Origin of the sequence: Citrobacter sp. CF971 (assembly GCF_006385635.1) — a bacterium.
Lineage (GTDB): Bacteria > Pseudomonadota > Gammaproteobacteria > Enterobacterales > Enterobacteriaceae > Citrobacter > Citrobacter freundii.
This window is the reverse complement of sequence record NZ_CP041051.1, coordinates 2,473,121-2,496,599: the sequence shown is the minus strand read 5'-3', so window position 1 is coordinate 2,496,599 and position 23,479 is coordinate 2,473,121. Positions and strand designations below refer to the sequence as shown.

The window sequence follows — 23,479 nt, the reverse complement described above, 5'->3', positions numbered from 1 at the left end:
TTCAGGCGGAAAGCAGGGCATCCAATCGCTTTTTGTCGACTTCGCTGACATCCTGTGGATGCTGATACCCCACGTTCTCATTCGCACGGGTATACAAAGCGACCAGCCAGTCGTATACGTAGCGGCTTGCGCCGTGCGAAGGTTGTTCATCCAGCTTCGTCAGGCGTAACATCGGCTGTTGCTTCGGCGCGCTAAAAATAGCCGATCCTTTCTGGATCCTGCTGGCAGGGCGCTGCTCCTCTGCAACGTCGGCAAATCCAAGCCAGGTAATAAAATCACCGATATCGGCGTATAGTTGCGCGGCACAGACGTTTTCGCGCTGCATAATGCGCTGTAAGCGTTGCGGCATCTCCAGGCGATAGCTGGTGGTGACGAGGATGTCGGCAACCAGCCTTGACGTACGGGGATCGAGTCGTAAACGGCGGGCATTATTTTCATCGCGACACCACTGGCGCACGTGGTTAATCCACATTTTGTGTGCCTGATATCCGGTCTCCTGGCTTTCCGGTGAGTGCATTGTGTCACGCACTTCGGCAAACAGGTCAATCTCTTCATTAAATAAACCACTTACCTGCTCCTCGCGCGGTTGCTGAATACGCAGCAGCGACTCAAAAATGCGCATCGGCGGGAGCAAACCATCCAGCAGTTCGCCATGCTTTGCCGCCTGAGCCTGTAGCTGGCGGATCACTGACTCATTGCTTGCTGATTCGGTCTCAACGGGATTAATCCAGCCGATTAGGGTTTCGCGTACGCGCTGCTGGTGCTGTTCACGCAGGGAGGTCAGCCTGGCCTGGCGCTGCTGTGGTGAGGTTGCCTGAGTCAACCATTCGACGAGGCGTTGTAAGCTGTGTTTATCCAGCGCCTGCAGCGTGCCCCAGTGCAGTCCGGGTTTGCCCATTAATTGCTGCACGGATTCGTCAAGATTTTGCTGGGTACTAAAACGCGCATCCTGCGGGGTAATGGCCCAGACCACGCCTGGCAATGCGGCATCGTGGACGGGTTGAGTATCGTTAACCCAGCCCAATAGCTTGCGGGTGATGGCGGGCGTCTGGGCGCGGGTAGAGACAGCGTTGCAGATTAAGAGCACATCCGGTTGCAGGTGTTGGCGGTAATGTTCCAGCATCCAGCCTAATTTTGCCTGCCACAGTGGATGCGGATGAGTATCCGGGGCGAGGGGAATATCGAGCAGATCGACATTCTCCAGCACCGCGTCTTCAACCGTCAGGATCAGTTCGCGCGTGAGCAGCGCCAGTGACGACAAAGAAAGGCTAACTGCATTGAGCAACTGATGATTTTCAATCGGATGAACCACCACATCGCTTTGCGCCTCATTATTGCCGGTCAATGCCACCTGGGTCAGGAAACTTTCGGCAGGTAAACCAAAATGATCAACCAGCAGACTCAGCGGGGCCGCTAATTCTTGCGCGTGTCCGGTTTGTTGCAACGTGTGCGCCAGCGTCAGCCACTGCTGCGTCAGCTCTGGTTGTTCTCCCCACAATAGTGCCCAAGCGTTTGCCCGGGTAGTCAGATCCAGTGCGGGCAGCAACGTGGCAAACTGGTGCCATAGCGCATCGTCAATTTGCTGCTGGTTTGCCGGTACGCAGGAGCGCCAGAAACGACCGATTGCCGCAACATCATGTGCGGTAATGCCCGGCACAGGGTGACGCTGACGCAGCGTTTGCCATTTTTCCAGGCGCGCCTCAATAATCGATTTCTCGACCTGCCGGTTATCCGGGAGCGCGCTGAACTGGGCGATAAATAGCTGTACCAGTTCCGCTTCACTGAGTAACCGCAGACGCAACGGCCATTCGCTATCATGCGGATTTTCATCGCGCGTAAAGCGGATCGCCATATTGGTTGGCGCATGGCCAGGATTAATATGCGAGAAATAATCAAAGCTGCGATCCGGGGTAACAATATTCACTTTGCCAGTGGCATTGCTGCACAATGCCGCAAGCAGATGTGCTTTTGCCGATTGTGAATGTCCGTATAACCCTATACATCCTTGCGATGAAAAGGTTGTCTCCAGCGCAGATTCACTCACTGCGGCTAGCGTAAGCTGTGCCAGCAGGGCATCCGCTTCATCATCAAGACGCGCCGCACGTTGACGGGTATCTACCACCCACTCGATGGCGGCCTGCGCGGTATTTAACATCTTACTCATTTCAGGTACACGCTCCCGCTATCAATCCAGTAATGGCTTCCGCTATGGCGACGGTCTGCCAGCGTATTCAGTTTTAACGTTAAGGCATTGGCGGCAACGGGGGTGCCATCCTGTAACCAGGCATCGCTCAGGACGAAGAATTCTGGGCCACTTTCTTTGCTGCCGCCGCGTAGCTGCAGCCGTACATTCAACACGCCATCTCCGGCGATGGTTTTTGCCAGTTCGGCAGAATTTATGCTGAGCGTATACAGCGGCGTGGCAGGCCAGCGGCTGTTTGCCAGTTGCCGGAATCCTAACGTCACGTTGCCACGTAACGGGAAGTGCAACCGGGCATCCAGCTTCGCACCGGGTTTATCCAGATCAATATCGTGATACCAGATGTTCTCATCGCGCAGTGTATTGACCGTGTTATCCAGTACGCCAAGATAACGTACGGTCGAGTAAGCGCCGATATCGGCAGCTTTAAAGTTAAAACGCGGCAAACGCAAATCTAGCGCCAGGCTACACAGCATGGCGCCGACTGCCGCGGTGGATTTGGGATTACCAATCCGCCCTTGTTGGCTGAACGGATACCACTCATGCACGCGGTAGTTATCCATCCAGATCATACGGTTAACCGGAACAGGTTGCAGATGGCGGATCAACGCCTGCACGCCCGGTAAACAGGCGGGCCTGCCGGTCACTAATAAAATATCGCAGCGATAATGTGAAATAGCCTCACAAACCGCGTGCAGCGGGGAAGTCAGGGTAAATTGCCCCGCTAACAGAGCTTCTTGTAACTGCCTGAACTGTACCTGCAACGGCACGCTCAGAACATCAAACGCTGGCGAACCTGCTGGCAACGCATGGTCGATAGCCTGCTGGATGTAGTTCATCACGTTGCGCGTTGGTCGTTGGCTCAGGAGTTCTCCGAATGTGGCATGCAGACCAGCGACCGGATCGTTAATATCGCTTTGTTCCCAGGCACTGAGTACCGCATGACCGAGCGGCATAAAGAGCTGCAATGCCGTTTGTTGACGCAAAATCGCCTGGGTATCGATGCGACCGGAATCGCCAAACAGCGTGGCCAGTAATGCAGCGGCATCGGTCACGCCAGCTTGTTGTAAGCGGGTTTGCAGCGCAGGCAACACGCAACGCTGAATCACGTCCAGAAGCATGTCATCGCCTGCCACCTTAAAACCCTCACGGAACAGCAAATGCGGGGTAATTTTAACGTTCGCGCCGACGCCGTCATCAAGCTGATAATGGACAACGGCCATATCCGTTGTCCCGCCGCCAATGTCGATCGATGCCACGCGCAGCGCCCGACCTTTAGTCTCACCGGGTTCCGGCAAACGGTCCGGGCGGGCAAGGGCGTTAAAGAATGATTCGGTGTGGCCATCGTAGTGAGAGATAGCCTCGTTATACAGCCACACCAGTTGCCCGCAGCTGGCTTCATCCCATTCCATCTGAATTTCAGGTACGGGAACCACACTCTTTTCCTGCTGTTTACGGGTAGTGAAGTCTTCATCCTGCGGGTGCCAGCCCATTGCTTTCCAGACCAGGGCAATAGCTTCAAACATGCGCAGGCGGAAAATCTCGCGCTCCTGTTTGGGCATCGCCGACGGTAGGGTCAGGATCAGCGTCCGTAACTGACGAGGAGATGCCGGGAATCCGAGGCGCAACCGCGTCGCTACGCTGTTAATTTGCCCCAGCGCCTGGGCCAGTATTTCGCATAACATATGCGTCATCAGAGTGCTGCGGCTGTATTGCGGTGAGAATACCGGCAGACGATCGTCCTGCGGCAGGCTGAACAGCGGTTGCCCGTCATCGTTCATCAGGTTCATCAGCGGGAAGGCGGTAGCCAGCGGTTCGCGCTGGGTTTTTCCATTCATCTGGCTAAAGCGCCAGTCATGTAACACCGGCGTTTCATCCCACAGATAACGGCGCGGGCTGGAGATCCCACTATTGCCCTCGGTGCCCATACGCTGCATCGCCAGCTTACGGGCTTCATCACCCACACGCACAATCGACGGCCAGATAAAGGCGTCATCACGTCCGCTCTCAACGGAAAAATGCTGCTTACCAAAGCGCGCTTCGGAAAACTCCAGCCGACTGGTGAACAGCGGATCGTTGAGGAACTGCGGCTCGCTTAACGAACGGACCTGCAATTCAGCGGTCTGACGCAGCCCGTCATTGGCATCCCCGTGATCTTCAATCAGGACGCCACAGGTATGGGTATTACCGATATCTAAAATAAGATCGACGGGAATAGCGGGTGTGCTAAGGGTATGTGTAACCAGTTTCACTTCCGGGACAGAAAGCTGCTCGCCTAACAGGGTCAGCACATTCAGCCAGTGCGCCTGATATTCAAAGTTACGCAGCGCCAGCTGGATCTCTTGTTCTGAGCGATTCTCATGTTGGGTGACATGGTGCATAAAAGATTCGCGCAACCAGCCGTCAATCCAGGTCTGGTCAAGGAAATCAGCAATTTCGCTGTCATGCCAGGCCAGCGCGAATCGTGTCCCGTTGAGCAGGTCGTTTTCATTAGGCGTTAACGCTGCAGGGGCATTTTCAGTGATCTGGCTATCCAGCGCCACGGTAACGCGGTGGGTGTTGCCCGCGCTGTCGGGTTGCGCCAGTTTTCGTACCTGCACGCGCGCCCAGTTATCCGGGCCTTCAACAAACGTGCGCGGTGGGTTAAAGCGCAGAAACGGCAGCGGCAGCCAGACACCGTCGAGGACATCCAGAGAATAATGCAGCGTCTGGGTACTTTCCGGTTTCACCACTTCGGGCTGACCGCCAGTGCTGCCAGGCAAGGTATAGCGACCCGTTGCCAGATCGAAATCCAGCCGTAGCAGGGGACCGTTTGCCGTTTTGCGCACAAAGCGGCCATGGTGCGCAGATTCCTGCGGCGTCAGGCCAAAATCCAGGAATTGAACACCGCTATTGGCGATGAGCGTCACGCTCTGCTTGTAATCACACAGATTCACCAACATAGAATCAGGCACCTATCTTTTTGATTGTCAGAGGGATTTCCGCGTGATCGTCATAACGCGCGGTACAGGCGGCGACGTCGTTGGTTCCCGCTTTGCAGGTAATTTCAGGCATCGGATAACGTGACCCGTCTGTACAACGAGCATTGCCGCGACTCTTAATCATTAATTCACCCGACTGGTGCAAACCGGAGAAAATCTCGGCACGACAAACAATATTGTCACCATGAACCACGCGAGCAGTGCCTTTATTGGCCTGGATCTGATAGCGCAGCGACGGCGCTTTGCCGCTCACCGGATCTTTAACATCGACCATGACGCGCCAGTTACCATTGAGGAAGCGCGTCGTTCCTGCCTTCATCTGATTGGCATCCATCACCAGCGCATCTTTTGGAATCGCGGCTATCACCACCGGTCCTTCTACAGGTTTCTCTTTCTTCGCAGCTGGAGTCACTTCAGCACGATGCAAAGGCAGAGCAGATGCCAGTGCTGGCAGCGGTGCCATATCAATCTTAGCGACTTCAACAGCGGCGGCTGCGGGTACGGGCTGGGTGGTCTGTTGTTTCCACAGCAGCGGCCCAACGATGGCGGCAATGATGACTGCGGCAACGGGCAGGCTCCACAGCGGCAGGCGGCGCGCAGGTTTCTCTTGTGCCAGCGGCGGTGTAACCTCTGGTTCGTTAACTATAACCGGTGGCTGTGGTTCAGGTTCAGGTTCAGGTTCAGCCCGTTTAGCCAGCTCGACGACTGGCGTCAATAAAGGCGCATCAGCCTCGGCGAAGGTGATTCCCGGGGGGATTTCTTCTTCCTGTTCCGGCTCTGCTACGGTAACGACAGGAGGAATATCGGCAAGTCGCAGGCAATCGAGCACATCGTCGCGGGGATTTTCATTCAGATTGACGAAGCCCCAGAACGTAATAACGGGTTTGCCACCAACCAGAAACACGTGGTTTTCACCGGGAAACTGGATGGCTTTTTCGAGCAGAGAGCCAAACAGCTGTAGGGAGGTTTTTCCCGACTGCAGGCTTTTACGGCTCAGAGCCGCCGCATTTTCCAGCGTGCTTCCCAGATAGCGCAGCGCACGAAAACGTGCTTCTTCATCAGCGGCTTTCCACGCCACGGCTTTCCCTTCTATCGGGGAATACCAGTCAACCCGATCGCCGTTGTCGTTAATTTGTGGGATCGCCAAACAATCCACCATCGCCTGCTGTTTACGCAGACGAAGCGTTTCACGAATTTGCAATGCTGAATCAAAAACGGCCTGACCACCGCCGCCCACGGCCTGATAGTCATCCAAATTGCCGCTGCGCAAGAGAGTTTTTGCCACGTTGTTACCCCTTAGACTTCTTCACGTATCTACTTTACGTTTTATAAAAACGAGCAAACGGAGAAAGAGAGGCAAAAAGGGGCTAATTTTCATGGCATAGAGTGCCGGGAAAAATCTTGACGTTTTGAAAAAGACTTAAGGGAAATTAATTCGCTTAGGGTGATGAATTATTCAGCGAAATACACCGGATTAGAATAACCTGATAGTGATTTGTTATTGGTCAGTTTTTGTCAGCTATGCTCTGATATCTCGGTTAATAATAAAATAAGAAGGCTTATAACCATGATTGCAAGGAAAACGTTACTCGCGCTGGCTCTCAGCACCGTCATACCGTCAGGCGTTGCGTTCGCGGCCAATACTGACACCATCATCTATTGTTCTGAAGCATCGCCGGAGTCATTTAACCCGCAAATTGCCAGTTCCGGTCCCTCATTTGTGGCCAGTTCACAAGTGCTCTACAACCGACTCATCAACTTTGATCCGGTAAAGAATACCCCGGTACCATCTCTGGCAACGGACTGGACGATTTCTCCCGACGGTAAGACTTACACCTTTACCCTGCGTCAAGGCGTGAAATTCAACAGTAATAAATTCTTTAAACCGACCCGCGACTTCAACGCTGACGACGTGATTTTCTCGGTATTACGGCAGAAGGATGCCGATCATCCGTATCACAAGGTTTCTCAGGGAAGCTATGAATACTTTAACGATGTCGGTCTGGATAAACTGATTAAAGAAGTTAAGAAGCTCGATGATTATCACGTTCAGTTTGTCCTGAATGAACCTAATGCTGCGTTTCTTGCCGACTGGGGAATGGATTTTGCCTCGATTCTCTCTGCGGAATATGCCGACGCGATGCTGAAAAAAGGTACACCGGAAAACGTCGACAACTGGCCTATTGGCACCGGGCCTTACGTGCTGCAGCAGTACAAGCAGGACTCGCAAATCCGCTATCTTGCCAACCCTAACTACTGGGATGGCGCCGTTCCAACGAAACACCTGATCTTCTCAATCACGCCAAACGTCCAGACGCGGCTGGCAAAACTGCAAACCAATGAATGCCAAATAATCCCAGCACCTGCGCCCGTACAGTTTGACGAGATTAAAAAGAATAAAGATTTGACGCTGCATTCGGTTGACGCGCTGAACGTTGGATATCTGGCGTTTAATACCGAGAAAAAACCGTTTGATAACGTACTGGTGCGTCAGGCTTTGAACTACGCAACGGACAAAAAGGCCATTATTAACGCTGTCTTTTTAGGTTCTGGTACGGTGGCAAAATCGCCGATCCCACCGAATATGCTGGGGTTCAATAAAGATCTGCAGGATTACGCTTACGACCCGCAAAAAGCGAAAGACCTACTGAAGCAGGCTGGGCTGGAAAATGGCTTTGAAGCGACGCTGTGGTCAATGCCGGTCCAGCGCCCATACAACCCGAACTCCCGACGGATTGCCGAGATGATCCAGAGCGACTGGGCAAAGGTGGGCGTGAAGGCGAAAATTGTATCGTATGAGTGGGGTGAATATCTCTCCGGAATGCGTAAAGGTGAGCATGACACCGCGTTGTTTGGTTGGATGTCAGACAACGGCGATCCGGATAACTTCGCGGATGTGCTGCTGGGCTGCGACAGCATAAAAACCGGATCTAACGCCGCGCGCTGGTGCGATAAAGAGTATAATTCGCTGGTTGAAAAGGCGAAACTGGTGAGCAAACCGGAAGAGCGCGCCGCGCTTTACCAGCAGTCACAAGAGATTTTCTACCAGCAGGCTCCTTGGATAGCCCTGGCAAACGGTAAAACGTTCTACGCTACGCGTAGCAACGTCAGCGGATACAGCGTTAGCCTGATGGGCAGTGATTTTTCAAAAGCAAAATTAAATTAATGAGTTAAGGAGAGGTTATGTCGCATCTGGATGAGGTCAGCGCACGTGTTGATGCCGCCATTGAGGAGAGCGTCATTACGCATATGAATGAATTGCTGATTGAGCTCAGCGATGATGTCGCGTTGAGCCGGGAAGACCGCTATACCCAGCAACAGCGTTTGCGTACGGCTATCGCCCATCATGGCCGTCAGCATAAAGAAGATATGGAAGCCCGTCGCGAACAGTTGACCAAAGGCGGCACTATTCTTTGATATTTCCTCGCCGGATCTTATCCGGCCTACAGGCGCGTTCTGTAGGTCGGATAAGCGCAATTAAAACGAACGTCTTGCCACCAGCCATGCCCCGATCACCAGCAGTACCGCACCACAGATTGGGCCCATCAGCGCCCGTAGAGGCACGCCGTGACTACGTAGAATATCCAGTATCAGTCCCCCGATAAGCTGGCTGGCAACCAGTACCGCAATCGTCGTGGCAGCGCCTACATTTTGATATCCACTAATGCTGGCGAAAACAAAGAACGATCCCAACAAGCCGGGGATGAGTGTCCACCAGCGTATGCTGGAAACCAATTCACCAAACCCTGCTAAACCTTGCTTAAACCACAATATGCTGACAAACAGCACGATCCCGACCAGCGAGTTAAGTAACATGGCGATAAGGATCGTCGAGGACGTCTGCGTGATGCGTACCATCAAGGTATTTTGCACCACCAGACCAATACCAGCGGCAATCAGAAAGGAGAGGGTCAGCGTCTGGTTCATCTAAGGGCATCCGGTTCACGACGATCGTCTAACTGCAACTGCATGAAGGTCAGATCCAGCCACCGCCCAAATTTGGTTCCAACCTGTGGCATTTGCGCGGTGGTTTTAAAGCCCAGCAAGCTGTGCAGATGCAGTGATGCCTGATTCTGAGACTCAATCCCTGCCACCATTACATGCTTGCCGCATGCGCGGGCTTCGTCTATCAGTCTGCTGAGTAGTGCTCGTCCGAGTCCTTTTCCCTGATGTTCTGGATGGACATACACCGAATGTTCAACGGTATGGCGGAAGCCATCAAAGTTACGCCAGTCGCCAAAGGAGGCGTATCCCGTAACCACGCCATTCTCTTCACTCACCAGTACCGGATACCCCATCAATTGTCGGGATTCATACCAGGAAATACGGTTTTCGGCATCGACCGTTTGATCATTCCAGATAGCCGCCGTATGCAGTACCGCATGGTTGTAGATTTCTGCAATGGCGGCGCAGTCTTCTTTGCTGGCAAATCGAATTGACATGTTGAACCTCAGGGCTTGTTCACTATAGTATTACAATATGAATACTATTGAAGACAGCATAAATCAACGGATCAGTACAAGAATTCGCATTGAGCGGGAATCTCGCGGTTGGTCGCTCACGGAACTTGCCGAGAGAGCGGGCGTGTCACGGGCCATGATCCATAAAATAGAACGCGGCGAGAGTAGTCCAACGGCGACGCTGCTGGGTAGACTTTCCGGTGCGTTTGGCATCAGCATGTCTACCCTGATTGCGCGGGCTGAAATGCAGGAGGGCAAGCTGCTGCGCTTCGCTGACCAGCCCGTCTGGCACGACCCGCAAAGCCACTATCTGCGCCGCCATGTTTCACCGCGCAGCGATCTACCTATCGATCTGGTGCAGATTGAATTACCCGCTGGAAGTGATATCCCGATGCCAGCTTCTTCCTATGTGCAGGCCAGACAACTTATCTGGTTACAGCAGGGGGAATTAGTTTTTGTGGAAGGGGACATACGCCATGAAATGCAGGCAGGTGATTGCCTGGAACTTGGCCCGCCGAATGACTGTCGGTTTATCAATGAAACCGCGAAACCCTGCGTTTACCTGGTTGTGCGGTTAAACCATGTCGTCAGCTAAATAGCAGGCGCAGACTGCTACTATTGATGGATTCATGCCAAAAGCAGAGGAGCACATCATGGGTCAACAGACTAATCGTAACCGTCGCTGGGTACTGGCTTCCCGTCCACATGGCGCGCCAGTCCCAGAGAACTTCCGTCTTGAAGAAGATGAGGTGGCATCCCCGGGCGAAGGCCAGGTTTTGCTGCGCACTGTTTATCTTTCCCTCGATCCCTACATGCGTGGCCGCATGAGCGATGAGCCATCTTACTCACCACCAGTAGAGATTGGTGGTGTTATGGTGGGTGGTACCGTAAGTCGCGTGGTGTCATCCCGCCATCCGGACTACCAGCCAGGCGAATGGGTATTGAGCTACAGCGGTTGGCAGGACTATGACATCTCCGACGGTAACGGACTGGTGAAGCTTGGCGCTCATCCCGAACATCCCTCCTGGGCGCTGGGTGTTATGGGTATGCCGGGGTTTACCGCTTATATGGGCCTGCTGGATATCGGTCAGCCGAAAGCGGGAGAAACGCTGGTGGTAGCCGCCGCAACCGGGCCGGTTGGCGCAACGGTTGGGCAGATCGGTAAGCTTAAAGGCTGTCGGGTAATAGGTGTGGCTGGTGGGGCAGAGAAATGCCGACATGCCACAGAGGTGCTGGGCTTTGATGTTTGCCTCGATCACCACGCACAAGATTTTGCGCAACAACTGGCAAAAGCCTGCCCGCAAGGAATTGATATTTATTATGAAAACGTCGGCGGAAAAGTATTTGATGCCGTTCTGCCATTGCTCAATACTTCTGCGCGGATTCCGCTTTGTGGCCTGGTCAGTGGTTATAACGCAACGTCGCTTCCGGCCGGACCTGACAGATTACCACTGTTAATGGCAACGCTGCTGAAAAAGCGTATCCGGATGCAGGGTTTTATCATTGGTCAGGATTATGGTCACCGCATTCAGGAGTTTCAGCGGGAGATGGGGCGCTGGCTTAAAGAGGACAAAATCCACTACCGCGAGCAGGTGACCGACGGTCTGGAAAATGCGCCACAAATCTTTATCGGTCTGCTGACCGGCAAAAACTTCGGCAAGGTAGTTATTCGTCTTGCTGAGGATTGATGCGTAAGAGTGGAAGACGGTGAATGTCTGTAACCAGGCCTGCTTCGTACGAAATGTAGGCCTGGTAAAATGCCAATGACGTTATCTGGATGAAAAGCGATTATTCATGGAGAAAATGAGAAGGTTACAACCCGAAAGCGAATAAATACTCCACATTGAGATAAATAATGATTACTATTCTCATTCTTAAAAGGGCAAAACCATGATTTTGCTCATTGAAGCTATGTGAAGCAGTAACAAACGAATTTATCAAAGGGAGTCGTCATGTCTTTACGTCATCTGTTTTCACCGCGTCTGCGTGGTTCTTTACTGTTAGGTTCACTGCTCGTTGCATCATCTTTTACTACGCAGGCTGCAGAAGAACTGCTGCGCAAAGCCGTCGGTAAAGGCGCTTATGAAATGGCGTACAGCCAACAAGAGAACGCGCTGTGGCTGGCGACCTCACAGAGCCGCAAACTGGATACCGGCGGGGTGGTTTACCGCCTTGACCCGGTCACCCTCGAAGTGACTCAGGTGATTCATAACGATCTCAAACCGTTTGGTGCCACCATCAATAACGCCACGCAAACGCTGTGGTTCGGCAACACGGTAAATAGCGCGGTAACGGCGATGGATGCTAAAACGGGCGCGGTGAAAGGACGTCTGGTGCTGGATGCGCGTAAGCGTTCTGAAGATGTTCGCCCGCTGCAGCCGCGTGAGCTGGCCGCAGATGACGCCACTAACACGGTATACATTAGCGGTATTGGTAAAGAGAGCGTGATTTGGGTGGTGGACGGTGATGCCATTAAACTGAAGGACACCATTCAAAATACCGGCAAAATGAGCACCGCTCTGGCGGTCGACAGCAAAGCTAAGCGCCTGTACACCGCCAATGCGGACGGTGAATTCATTACCATCGATACCACCACCAACAAAATTCTCAGCCGCAAAAAACTGCTGGATGATGGGAAAGAGCATTTCTTTATCAACCTGAGCCTGGACACAGCGGGCAACCGTGCATTTGTCACCGACTCTAAAGCGGCGGAAGTGCTGGTAATCGACACCCGTAACGGCAACGTACTGGCAAAAGTCGCCGCGCCGGAATCCCTTGCCGTGCTGTTCAACCCGACGCGTAATGAAGCCTACGTGACTCATCGCCAGGCCGGTAAAGTGAGTGTGATCGACGCGAAAAGCTATAAAGTCGTCAAAACATTCGAGACCCCAACATTCCCGAATAGCCTGGCGCTCTCTGCCGATGGTAAAATCCTGTACGTCAGCGTGAAACAGAAATCTACCCGCGAGCAGGAAGCTACCCAGCCGGACGATGTTATTCGTATTGCGCTGTAAAAAATCAGGAGGGGGAAACCCCTCCTGTCATTTCTCTAAACCCCACGATACGCCTCGTTACACCCCGCCAGTAGCCCGACCCACTTCAGGGACTTACACTACGCCCTCAACGGCTAACTGAATAACACGGGAATACCATGAAAAAGCCATTTATCTGTCTTTGTGCAGGCGTAATGCTGTTTACCCTGGCAGGATGCACCACCGATTACGTCATGACGACCAAAAGCGGACAAACCATTACCACCCAGGGTAAGCCAAAACTGGATAAAGATACGGGAATGACCAGCTATACCGATCAGGATGGAAACGCGCGGGAAATTAACAGCAACGATGTAGCGCAGTTGATTGAAGCGAACTAAAAAAGAAGGCCTGAAGGGTTAACCTGTCAGGCCTTCAGCCATTACGGCGCGGTGCGGTGGATTTCCGCGACGCGCTTACGCACGCCGAACCAGCCTGCAACCAGCAGGATGGCAATCAACGGTAATGACGCGATAGTGTAGGTGCCGTTTGGATAGTCAAACGCCATCAACACCAGCACGCTCAGCAGGAACACCAGGGTTAGCCACGAGGTAAACGGAGCGCCCGGCAGTTTAAAGCTAACGTCTGCCGTTTTACCTTCTTTTATGGCCCGGCGCAGACGCATCTGACAGACCATGATAAAGCCCCACGACGCAATAATGCCCAACGACGCGAAGTTCAACACGATCTCAAATACCTGCGACGGCACCAGATAGTTCAGAAATACCCCGACGACATAGACGACCAGCGTGGCGAGGATCCCAGCCCAGGGTACCTGTTGGCGGCTCATTTTAGCCATGAATTTCGGCGCCGATCCGCCCATCGACATTGAACGTAAAATACGTCCGGTGCAGTACAGCCCAGAGTTAAGGCTGGAAAGTGCCGCGGTGAGCACCACAATATTCATGATACTGCCGATATACGGCACGCCCAGTTTGGAGAAGAAGGTAACAAACGGGCTTTGCCCTGCCTGATAGGCATTCCACGGCAGTAACAGAACCAGCAGCACGACAGAACCCACATAGAACAGACCAATACGCCAGATAACGCTATTGATCGCTTTCGGCACCATGGTTTGTGGATCTTTGCATTCTCCAGCAGCGGTGCCCACCAGTTCAATGGAGGCAAACGCGAAAACCACCCCCTGAACCAGTACCAGCGCCGGCAGCAAGCCATGTGGGAAGAATCCACCGTTGTCGGTGATCAGGTGAAAACCCGTGGCGTTACCATCCAATGGCTTTCCAGTGCCTAAAAAGACGGTACCCACCACCAGGAAAATCACAATCGCCAACACTTTGACCAGTGCAAACCAAAACTCCATCTCCGCGAACCACTTCACGCCGATCATGTTCATGGTGCCGACAATGGCCAGCGCGCCGAGGGCGAATACCCACTGCGGTACATCACCAAATGCGCCCCAGTAATGCATATACAACGCCACCGCGGTGATATCGACAATGCCGGTCATCGCCCAGTTGATAAAGTACATCCAGCCAGCCACATAGGCGGCTTTCTCACCTAAAAATTCACGGGCATAGGAGACAAAGCTGCCGCTGGAAGGGCGATGTAAAACCAGTTCGCCAAGCGCGCGCAGTATAAAGAACGAAAAAATACCGCACACCAAATAAACCAGCGCCAAAGCAGGACCAGCCATCTGCAAGCGTGCGCCAGCCCCTAAAAACAACCCGGTACCAATTGCGCCGCCAATGGCGATCATCTGTACCTGTCGATTTCCCATCGCTTTGTGATACCCCTCTTCGTGGGCATTCAACCAGCGTCGTTTCGCCGCATGTTGTTCCGCGACTTGCGTGCTGTTTGTGTTCATTACTTTTCCTGTTGACCTGACAAAAATACAAATCCTTTTTGCCGCACCTGCTGCGGCGAAAACAGCCTTACCCTTCATTGTGTTACGGGGGAAAACTGCCGGCCGAGCATCCTACATTCAATTGTTCGGTTCCGCAAAGCCCCGATAACAAGAATTCAGCATTTTTGTACAGCCTGCACTGGCGCGGTGTGGCCTCGATTCAGCCAATAAAAGAAAAGGGCGTAAATACCTGGAGAGGAGTGCGCTTATCGAGACATTCACCCGATAAGCGCCGTAAGGTTATGCTGATACGCCAAAGACCTGAACGGCCTGCTGTAAGCGCGATGAACGTTGAGTCAGATCGGCGGTAGCATCGGTGACACGTTCCACCATCTCGGCATTATTGTGTGTCATGGTGCCAACGCGTGAAATCGAATCGTTAATCAGATCCAGCGCCAGGGTTTGCTCACGCGTCGCCAGACTAATATCTTTGATCATCATCGACATCTGCAGGACATCGCCAATCATCCCGGTAAGATGCGTCTCCGTTTGTTCTACCATTTTGACGCCGCTATTCACGTTGGCGACGTTCTTCTCAATCAACTGTTTGATCTCTTTTGCTGCAGACGCTGAGTGCTGTGCCAGATTACGGACCTCTGCCGCCACAACGGCGAAACCGCGTCCTGACTCTCCGGCTCGCGCGGCCTCGACCGCGGCATTGAGCGCCAGAATATTGGTCTGAAAGGCGATACTATCAATGACGCCGATGATGTCGACGATCTGCCCGTTGTCACGCGATATCGCCTGCATCATGGCGATAGTTTGTTTCATGATATCGCCGCCTTCTGCCGCATTGGCGCTGGTTTTATCGGCCATGGTCATAGTATGTGCCGCAGTCTCAGCAGTTTGCTGTACCGCGCTACCAATTTCTTCAATGGCGGCAGCGGTTTGTTGCAGGTCGGCGGAGGTTTCTTCGGAACGCTTATGCAGCGCCGTACCTTCTTTTGATACTCGCTGACTGATAGCGCGAATACCGGATATTTGCGTACTGACATCATCGACCAGTGAATTCAGATTAAGCCCGGACTGATTAACCAGACGCATCAGCATTCCGATTTCATCCACCCGATTTAAATGACAGTTATCAGGTTTTCTCCCGGATACCACTTTCTTCATTTGCGTCAGTAGCGTATTAACTGGCTGACAAATTTGATACTTAAGGTAAATAGCAAGCGTCAGAAATAAGAACAGCAACCCTCCCGCCTGAATAAATGGATTAACAGGAGCAAAAAGAAATAGCACAGCGAGCAGGGCGATTACCCCTAAAGAATAATTGACGCGCTGGCTAATGCTCAGCCATTTAAACATTGATGCCCATGACAATATGCCGCGGCGAATGATAATGCCTTTAAAAAGTCGAAACCCTTTAAACTGCTGGCTATTAATTTTTTGATATAAACTTTCGCTTTGAGTTATTTCATCGCGCGAAGGAACGGTACGCACTGAAATGTAGCCAGTGAGCTTTTCATTGTGCCAGACCGGTGTAACGTTGGCGCGAACCCAGTAATGGTCGCCATTCTGCCGACGGTTTTTCACCATCCCCGTCCAGCTGTCTCCCTGCTGTAGCGTGTACCACATATCGGCGAACGCCGCGGGAGGCATATCAGGATGGCGAATAATATTATGCGGTTCGCCCATTAATTGCTGTTCGTTAAATCCGCTGGCATCAATAAATGCGGAGTTGGCGTAGGTAATATGACTTTCTTTATCCGTCGTAGAAAGCAGCGTCGCTTTATCGTTAAGTGCGTGCTCAATTTGTGTAACGGGCATGTTACTTTTCATAGAGGTCCCATGATGCTATGTATAATCCATACAAAAATCCCCGCAATAAAATCGGGGGATATTAGAAATCTGTTTTCAAACGTTTTAATAAGAAACGTTGCATTCTCTACTAATCATCATTTCTGTGGAAGTAGTTAAAATAAAAATTTCCATGTAAATCATTCATCCCGCGTCATAAAAGTGAAACAATTAATACAAGCGCATAACGTTACAAGTCGTTTAAACTGACTTAACGTAAATTGCGCTAAAAAACCATTTCGAAAAAAGAAAACTGGCATGAAAAGATTTTGATGTTATTACCGTGATATCAACGACCCTATTATATTTTGTAGGCTATTAATTGCGGGTGTTTTTCAGTTTAGCGGTACAGGGCGATCCAAATTTTAACCCTGGCTGCGGTAGGGTTTGTTATCTACTTTTTAGCTGAGTAAATGTGAATTAAATGTTTCAGTATGGCTATTTGATAAATTAATAATAAAGACATGTTAACAAACAAAGGCTCGTAACATGTCATATCGCCTGAGTATTCTGGATAAAAGCCCCATCGGGGAAGGTGAAACTGCCGCGACTGCGCTTTCCCGGACGTTGCGCCTGGCGCAACTGGCGGAAGAGTGGGGGTACCATCGTTTCTGGATCGCGGAACACCATAATACGCCACAGCTGGCCAGTCCATCGCCGGAGCTGGTGATCGCCTGGATCCTCGGGCAAACCCAGCGTATCCGCGTTGGTTCCGGCGGCGTGATGCTGCAACATTACAGCCCGTACAAAGTGGCGGAAAACTTCAATCTTCTGGCATCACTGGCTCCTGGACGTGTCGACCTCGGTGTAGGGAAGGCCCCTGGCGGGTTACCGTTGTCGACTCAGGCGTTACAGCATGGACTGCATCAGGAAGAAAAAGGCAGTTTTGCCGATCAGCTTTCTCAGCTTAACGGCTGGCTGGCGCTGAACGGAACGGAAAGCGGGGAAACGGTATTCCCGACGCCAATCCCACCAATACCGCCAGAAGGATTTGTACTCGGAGCCAGTGTGCAAAGCGCACAGTTAGCAGCGCAATCCGACTTGAATTTTATCTTCGCTGCGCACCTCAACGGTGACAAAGCGTTATTACGTGAGGTTTTGTCCTTCTGGCAGACCCACAGCGACCGCCCGACGATAGTCGCCGTTCAGGTGATTGTGGCTGACAGTCACGATACCGCTGCGCAACTGGCGGAAAACGTGCAAATCTGGGGCGTTGAGCTGGAAAATGGTCAACGCGTTACAGTCGCCAGCGAAGAGCAAGCCCTGGCATTCGCCGTACAGGCGGGTAGTTCGCCACGCAAAATCGCGCGTCGTGAACTGGCGTTGTTACACGGCACCGCTCAAGAGGTGATGGTAAAGCTGAATGCTCTGCATACGCAATTTGGTATTGATGAGTTCATTATCGACACGCCAGTGGCGGAGGGCCACCCGCGTCTGACATCGCTGCGTTTGTTGGCACAAGTCCATAATGCCGTGGAGGTGTTCTGATGACCCTCAGCTCAACGCTTATCAACTGGCGTCGTGAATTACATCAGCACCCGGAGCTTTCCCTGCAGGAGGAAGCAACCACCAGGCGCATTCAGGCCTGGTTGCACGCTGCGGATGTCGACATTCTGCCGTTCGAGCTGAAAACCGGTCTGGTCGCGGAAATCGGCAAGGGAGAAGATGTCATCGCGCTGCGAGCGGATATCGATGCGCTACCGATAGAAGAAAGCGCCGATGTTCCGTTTCGCTCCCTCACACCGGGCGTGATGCATGCCTGCGGGCATGACGTCCATACCAGCGTGATGCTTGGAGCAGCACTGCTGCTTAAACAACAGGAAACAACCTTACCGGGGCGAGTACGTATTTTGTTTCAACCAGCTGAAGAGAGTTTCGGCGGCGCAAAAACGTTGATCCGCGCCGGTGCGCTGCAAAACGTAGCGGCTATTTTTGGTATGCACAATGAGCCCGGTTTGCCGGTGGGCGAATTTGCCACACGCAGCGGTGCGTTCTATGCCAATGTCGATCGCTTCGTGCTGCGCATAAATGGCAAGGGCGCACATGCGGCGCGTCCGCATGAAGGCAAAGATGCCATCCTGCTTGCCAGCCAGTTGGTAACCGTGTTGCAAAGCGTTGCCAGTCGCGACGTTAACACGCTGGATTCGGTGGTACTCAGCGTGACCCGTATTCAGGGAGGAAATACATGGAACGTACTGCCAGAGTCCGTTGAGCTGGAAGGGACGCTCAGAACGCACCGGACTCAGGTACAGCAGCAGGTTAAAGCACGGGTTAATGACATCGCTGCCGGATTTGCCCATGCCTTTGGCGCACAAATAGACGTTATCTGGCATGCGGGGCCGACCGCGTTGGTGAACGATGCGCGTTGGGCCGATATCGCCACCACGGTGGCGAAACAGTCAGGCTACACCACTCACCATGCTGACCTGCATATGGGCGGGGAGGATTTTGCCGTCTACCTGCAAAATACGCCTGGCGCATTTGTCAGTATTGGCAGCGCCAGTGAATACGGATTACATCACCCGGGATTTAATCCAGACGAACGTTTAATTGAACCTGCCGCACATTACTTTGCGCAGTTAGCAAAAACGGCATTCGCACACCTTTAAGTTTACCTGTTGGGTAGGGGTTATTATGGCTGAAAATCGGCAACTACGGCTCGGAACTATTCTGCATGGCGCATCGGGAAATATGTCCGCATGGCGCCACCCGGCGGCTCAGGCCGATGCCAGTATTAATTTTGATTTTGTCAAAGAGACGGCGCTTATTGCGGAAAAAGGGAAGCTGGATTTTATTTTTGTCGCCGATGGTCTGTATATTAATGAAAAATCAATCCCGCACTTTTTAAATCGTTTTGAGCCGCTGACAGTATTATCCGCTTTGACCAGCATCACCCAGAATCTGGGACTGGTTGGCACAGTGTCCACATCATACAGCGAGCCGTTTACGACCGCACGACAGTTCGCCAGCCTGGACCATCTCAGCAACGGGCGTGCGGGCTGGAACGTGGTTACGTCGCCTCTGGAAGGATCGGCAAAAAACTATTCTCGCGCTCAGCATCCGGAGCATGCCCAGCGTTATCGTATTGCCGATGAATATTTACAGGTAGTGAAAGGACTGTGGGATTCCTGGGAAGACGATGCTTTTACCCGTAATAAAACAAGCGGGGAATTTTTTAATCCGCATAAACTGCACACGCTAAACCATCATGGAGATTATTTTCAGGTCGCCGGGCCGTTAAATATTGGGCGTACGCCACAAGGTCGTCCGATTATATTTCAGGCGGGAGCTTCAGCAGATGGCAAGAAATTAGCGGCGCAGCATGCTGATGCCATTTTTACCCATCAGGAGTCGCTGGCAGAGGCTAAGGCGTTCTATCAGGATGTAAAAAGTCAGCTGGAAATCGCCGGACGACATCCCGATCAACTGCATATATTCCAGGGCGTCAGCGTTATTGTTGGCGACAGCGAAGAGGACGTTGAGCAGCAGTATCAGACTACCGCTGCGCTGGTCTCCGTTACCGACGCGCTGAACTATCTTGGCCGCTACTTTGAACATCATGATTTTGCCCAATATCCGCTGGACGCACCGTTCCCGGATCTTGGCTCTCTCGGACAAAACAGCTTTCGCAGTACGACTGATGAGATCAAACGCAACGCGCGCGAGCGTGGCTTAACACTCCGTCAGGTTGCTCTGGAAGCGGCCAGCCCACGTCCGCGTTTCAGCGGCACGCCGGAACAGGTCGCCGACGGGCTGCAGCAGTGGTTCGACGAGAAAGCCGCAGATGGTTTTATTATCCAGGGCGGAACGCCGGATACCTTCCCGCGTTTTGTCGAACAGGTTGTCCCTGTGCTTCAGGCGCGGGGCCTGTTCCGCCATGAATATCCCGGTACGACCCTGCGCGCAAGCCTGGGATTAACGACACCTGCAAATCAATTCGCACAATAAGAGAAAAACGCTATGCAGAAAAAATCAGTATTCCTCGCGCTGTCGCTGGCTTTCAGCGCGACTGTCTGGGCAAATGATGTGACGATTAACGGCACGGGCGTAAGTCTGGAAGCCAATAAAACGCCGATCAATACGGCAAAGAATCCGCAGGCGATTGCGCAATTGCCCGCAAACCTGCACCTGGCCGTACCGGGCAAATTCACCGTGGCGATTGCCGGGCTCAGTCAACCGCCGCTGACCGTCTTTGCCGATGACAATAAGACGCTGATCGGCAGCGAGGCGGACATCGCGCGTCTGGTGGCTGACAGTTTGGGGCTGGAACTCAACGTCGTACCTACGTCATGGGAAGACTGGCCGCTGGGCGTCACTTCCGGCAAATACGATGCCGCGATCAGCAATATTACCGTCACCAAAGCACGCAAAGAAAAATTCGATTTCGCGACGTATCGGAAAGACTCTCTTGGCTTTTATGTCAAAACCGGTAGCAAGCTGAAGAAAATCGAGCAGGCGGAAGATATCGCTGGACTGCGCATTATCGTCGGTTCAGGGACGAACCAGGAAGCCATCCTGCTGGCCTGGAACGATGAGAACGTGAAGAAAGGGTTACAGCCGTTTACGCCGGTGTATACCAAAGATGATGCCGCGCAAACCCTGGCCCTACAGTCAGGTCGCGCCGATGCCTACTTCGGTCCTAATGTAATCGGCGCATGGAAAGCTGCACTCAACGGTAAAACGCAATTGGTGGGTAGTGTTGATGGCGGTTGGCCAAAAGCGGCACACATCGCTGTGACGCTGAAAAAGGACAGCGGTCTGGTTCTGCCGGTACAAACCGCCCTCAACGGCGTGATTGGCAACGGCGATTATGACAAGGTGCTGAGTCGCTGGGGAGAAGGGGTGGAACGCATTCCGCAATCTGAAATCAACCCGGCCGGTTTAGGCGACTAAGGAGGTCATCGTGAGCGATCAATTTCGCGTGGTCTCACCTGAAGCCAGCGAGCTACAGCCCATTTTGAACGGTCTGTTCGGTGAGTATGCTGCCCGCTATGGCGATTATTTTTCTCGTGACGCTGAAGTGGAACTGACCGAATGGTATCTGGCACCGCAGGGACTTTTTGTGGTCCTGGAGCGTGGCGGCGAAATTATCGCCACCGGGGCTTACAAACCTTACGACAAGGACACTGCCGAGATTAAGCGTATCTGGACAAAAAGCAGCCTGCGTCAGCAGGGACTGGCGGCGCGTGTAGTGCAGGAACTGGAACGTCGGGCGCTACTCGCGGGCTACAGCCGGATATATCTGACCACAGGATTTCGCCAGCCGGAGGCGGTCAGACTTTATTTAAGCCAGGGCTACGATCCGCAATTTGATACGACGCGCAATCCCGAAGAGTACAGCCAGCCACCGTTTGATGGACGACTGCGCTTTACCAAACTGCTGACTATTGCCGGTCAGGCCAGAATCGCCTGAGGAGAGAAGATGAAAACGACAGATAGCATTAAAGTCGTACCGGCGCGTTACCCTATGCGCACCGTAGGCGCGGTCATTGCTTTGTTTGCCCTGGCGGTGATTCTCCAGTCCGTGGCGTTTAATCCGCGCTGGGAATGGAGCGTGTTTGCCCGCTGGTTCTTCGATCCGGTGATTTTGTCTGGTCTTGGACAAACGCTGTTACTGACACTTATCGGGACGCTGTTGAGTATTCTCATCGGCGGTCTGCTGGCGCTGGCGCGGCTTTCATCTTCCTGGCTGTTGAACTGTCTGGCATGGGGGTACATCTGGCTGTTTCGTTCGTTACCGCTGATTGTGGTGCTAATCGTTCTGTACAACTTCTCCTATCTGTACGACACGCTGACGATTGGTATTCCGTTCACTCCCATTCAGTGGGGAAGTTTTGAGACCATCAATGTACTCGGTCAGTTTTCCACTGCGGTGGTTGGCCTGACGCTGGTGCAAAGCGCCTATACCGCTGAGATTATACGTGGTGGATTTTTGGGGGTTGATCACGGTCAGTACGAGGCAGCGGCAGCACTGGGCTTACCAGCAGGGCGACGTACGCTGCGGATTATTCTGCCGCAGGCGCTGCGCACCATTTTGCCTGCTGGCTTCAATGAAATCATCAGCCTGGCGAAAGGGACGGCGATGGTATACGTGCTGGCAATGCCGGAGCTGTTCTACACCATCCAGATGATCTACAACCGCACGCAGGAAGTGATCCCGCTGCTGATGGTGGGTGCGGTGTGGTATCTGGTGATCACCAGCATCCTGTCGCTTATTCAGCATCTGGTCGAACGTGCGCTGGCACGCAGCGAACGACGTTCAGCGATCAACACCGTCCGGGTGAGCCGTGCAGAAAAACGCAGTCGTCAACGTCCACAGCAGGAGGCCGTCCATGTCCCACTCGCCTGAAGGTCATATTTCTATTACCGGCGTCAGCAAATACTTTGGTCGCCACAAAGCATTGGATAATGTGTCGCTGGAGATCCCTCCCGGAACGGTTACGGTCATTCTCGGGCCGTCCGGTTCAGGGAAATCCACACTCCTGCGTACCATCAACCATCTGGAACGCGTCGATGAGGGTTTTATTCAAATCGATGGCGATTACATTGGCTATCGTCGGCAGGGAGACAAGCTGTATGAGCTGAAAGAGGCGGAAATTTTGCGCCAGCGGGTTAACGTCGGCTATGTGTTCCAGAACTTTAATCTGTTCCCGCACTTAACGGTGCTGGAGAACCTGATTGAAGCGCCCATTGCGCACGGACTGGCATCGCGTAAAGCCGCCACCGAGCGGGCATTAACGCTGCTTGATGCGGTAGGGTTGCGGAATAAAGCCGATGCCTGGTCGCGTCACTTATCTGGCGGTCAGCAACAGCGTATCGCTATTGCCCGTGCACTGGCGCTAAATCCGCGCGTCATGCTGTTTGATGAGCCTACATCTGCACTGGATCCTGAGCTGGTGGGCGAAGTCCTGGATGTCATCAAAGCGCTGGCGAAGTCGGGAACCACGCTGGTGGTGGTGACACACGAGATTGGCTTCGCTCGGGAAGTGGCGGATCAGGTGGTGTTTATGGTTGATGGCAAAATCGTCGAGCAGGGCAGCAGCGAGCAGGTGTTGAATCATCCACGCCACACGCGCACCCAGCAGTTTTTGTCGAAAGTGCTTTGAGGGTAATTTGCGGCACAAGACTGTGCCGCACAAGGA

At 52.9% G+C, this 23,479-nt stretch carries 18 protein-coding genes and 1 pseudogene; 12 read left to right on the top strand and 7 right to left on the bottom strand.

Annotation, left to right across the window (positions count from 1 at the left end; all coding sequences use genetic code 11):
• Nucleotide 1: 1 nt before the first annotated feature.
• From E6P06_RS15480 to E6P06_RS15470, 3 genes are read right to left on the bottom strand one after another with little or no spacing between them, the layout of a single operon-like run.
• Complete coding sequence (locus E6P06_RS15480; RefSeq protein WP_139935428.1) at nucleotides 2-2,164, bottom strand: virulence factor SrfC family protein; 2,163 nt, start codon at nucleotides 2,162-2,164, stop codon at nucleotides 2-4.
• A complete protein-coding gene (locus tag E6P06_RS15475) occupies nucleotides 2,161-5,142 on the bottom strand; it encodes a virulence factor SrfB (RefSeq protein WP_139935427.1) in 2,982 nt (993 codons plus the stop codon). The genes E6P06_RS15480 and E6P06_RS15475 overlap by 4 nt, the downstream gene beginning before the upstream one ends.
• Before the next feature lie 4 nt (nucleotides 5,143-5,146).
• Entirely contained in the window at nucleotides 5,147-6,466 is a 1,320-nt protein-coding gene (locus E6P06_RS15470) for an SrfA family protein (RefSeq protein WP_139935426.1), read from the bottom strand.
• A 282-nt stretch (nucleotides 6,467-6,748) separates the two neighbouring features.
• Here E6P06_RS15470 and E6P06_RS15465 point away from each other — a divergent pair, with 282 nt between their 5' ends.
• The gene (locus tag E6P06_RS15465; protein ID WP_003836160.1) at nucleotides 6,749-8,347 is read left to right on the top strand and encodes an ABC transporter substrate-binding protein; all 1,599 of its coding nucleotides are present in this window, start codon (nucleotides 6,749-6,751) and stop codon (nucleotides 8,345-8,347) included.
• A gap of 17 nt (nucleotides 8,348-8,364) precedes the next feature.
• A complete protein-coding gene (locus E6P06_RS15460) occupies nucleotides 8,365-8,598 on the top strand; it encodes a YdcY family protein (RefSeq protein WP_003020183.1) in 234 nt (77 codons plus the stop codon).
• Nucleotides 8,599-8,658: 60 nt separating this feature from the next.
• Here E6P06_RS15460 and E6P06_RS15455 read toward each other — a convergent pair whose 3' ends face one another.
• Both E6P06_RS15455 and mddA read right to left on the bottom strand, forming a co-directional pair.
• Nucleotides 8,659-9,108, bottom strand: coding sequence for a DMT family transporter (locus E6P06_RS15455; RefSeq protein WP_139935425.1), 450 nt, complete (start codon nucleotides 9,106-9,108; stop codon nucleotides 8,659-8,661).
• Nucleotides 9,105-9,623, bottom strand: coding sequence for an L-methionine sulfoximine/L-methionine sulfone acetyltransferase (mddA, locus tag E6P06_RS15450; protein WP_003836165.1), 519 nt, complete (start codon nucleotides 9,621-9,623; stop codon nucleotides 9,105-9,107). Before mddA ends, E6P06_RS15455 begins: the two co-directional genes overlap by 4 nt.
• Before the next feature lie 37 nt (nucleotides 9,624-9,660).
• Here mddA and E6P06_RS15445 point away from each other — a divergent pair, with 37 nt between their 5' ends.
• The 4 genes from E6P06_RS15445 to E6P06_RS15430 all read left to right on the top strand — a co-directional run bounded on the left by E6P06_RS15445 (nucleotide 9,661) and on the right by E6P06_RS15430 (nucleotide 13,014).
• Nucleotides 9,661-10,236 (top strand): XRE family transcriptional regulator, encoded by a 576-nt coding sequence (locus E6P06_RS15445; protein WP_139935424.1) that lies wholly within the window; start codon nucleotides 9,661-9,663, stop codon nucleotides 10,234-10,236.
• 58 nt (nucleotides 10,237-10,294) lie between these two features.
• Nucleotides 10,295-11,329 carry an NADP-dependent oxidoreductase gene (locus E6P06_RS15440; RefSeq protein WP_060854903.1) on the top strand — a complete coding sequence of 345 codons (1,035 nt, stop codon included), beginning with the start codon at nucleotides 10,295-10,297 and terminating at the stop codon, nucleotides 11,327-11,329.
• Nucleotides 11,330-11,593: 264 nt separating this feature from the next.
• Nucleotides 11,594-12,655 carry a YncE family protein gene (locus tag E6P06_RS15435; protein WP_044710801.1) on the top strand — a complete coding sequence of 354 codons (1,062 nt, stop codon included), beginning with the start codon at nucleotides 11,594-11,596 and terminating at the stop codon, nucleotides 12,653-12,655.
• 137 nt (nucleotides 12,656-12,792) lie between these two features.
• Complete coding sequence (locus E6P06_RS15430; protein WP_003020157.1) at nucleotides 12,793-13,014, top strand: YgdI/YgdR family lipoprotein; 222 nt, start codon at nucleotides 12,793-12,795, stop codon at nucleotides 13,012-13,014.
• A 41-nt stretch (nucleotides 13,015-13,055) separates the two neighbouring features.
• On the opposite strand, the gene ansP is transcribed toward E6P06_RS15430, so the two are convergent.
• Together ansP and E6P06_RS15420 are read right to left on the bottom strand one after the other, a co-directional pair.
• Nucleotides 13,056-14,498, bottom strand: a complete 1,443-nt coding sequence (gene ansP, locus E6P06_RS15425; RefSeq protein ID WP_139935423.1) for an L-asparagine permease — start codon at nucleotides 14,496-14,498, stop codon at nucleotides 13,056-13,058.
• A gap of 279 nt (nucleotides 14,499-14,777) precedes the next feature.
• Nucleotides 14,778-16,319: a PAS domain-containing methyl-accepting chemotaxis protein gene (locus E6P06_RS15420; RefSeq protein WP_044710799.1), complete on the bottom strand. Its 1,542-nt coding sequence runs from the start codon at nucleotides 16,317-16,319 to the stop codon at nucleotides 14,778-14,780.
• 507 nt (nucleotides 16,320-16,826) lie between these two features.
• Here E6P06_RS15420 and E6P06_RS15415 point away from each other — a divergent pair.
• From E6P06_RS15415 to E6P06_RS15385, 6 genes and pseudogenes are all read left to right on the top strand, one after another.
• Nucleotides 16,827-17,825, top strand: coding sequence for an MsnO8 family LLM class oxidoreductase (locus tag E6P06_RS15415; RefSeq protein WP_048232079.1), 999 nt, complete (start codon nucleotides 16,827-16,829; stop codon nucleotides 17,823-17,825).
• A complete protein-coding gene (locus E6P06_RS15410) occupies nucleotides 17,825-18,946 on the top strand; it encodes an amidohydrolase (RefSeq protein ID WP_139935422.1) in 1,122 nt (373 codons plus the stop codon). The genes E6P06_RS15415 and E6P06_RS15410 overlap by 1 nt, the downstream gene beginning before the upstream one ends.
• A gap of 25 nt (nucleotides 18,947-18,971) precedes the next feature.
• Nucleotides 18,972-21,230 (top strand): annotated as a pseudogene (locus E6P06_RS27655) (NtaA/DmoA family FMN-dependent monooxygenase).
• A 10-nt stretch (nucleotides 21,231-21,240) separates the two neighbouring features.
• Nucleotides 21,241-21,750 carry a GNAT family N-acetyltransferase gene (locus E6P06_RS15395; protein WP_048217555.1) on the top strand — a complete coding sequence of 170 codons (510 nt, stop codon included), beginning with the start codon at nucleotides 21,241-21,243 and terminating at the stop codon, nucleotides 21,748-21,750.
• A gap of 9 nt (nucleotides 21,751-21,759) precedes the next feature.
• Nucleotides 21,760-22,686, top strand: coding sequence for an amino acid ABC transporter permease (locus E6P06_RS15390; protein ID WP_003843709.1), 927 nt, complete (start codon nucleotides 21,760-21,762; stop codon nucleotides 22,684-22,686).
• Nucleotides 22,670-23,443 carry an amino acid ABC transporter ATP-binding protein gene (locus E6P06_RS15385; RefSeq protein WP_003836184.1) on the top strand — a complete coding sequence of 258 codons (774 nt, stop codon included), beginning with the start codon at nucleotides 22,670-22,672 and terminating at the stop codon, nucleotides 23,441-23,443. The genes E6P06_RS15390 and E6P06_RS15385 overlap by 17 nt, the downstream gene beginning before the upstream one ends.
• Nucleotides 23,444-23,479: the final 36 nt, after the last annotated feature.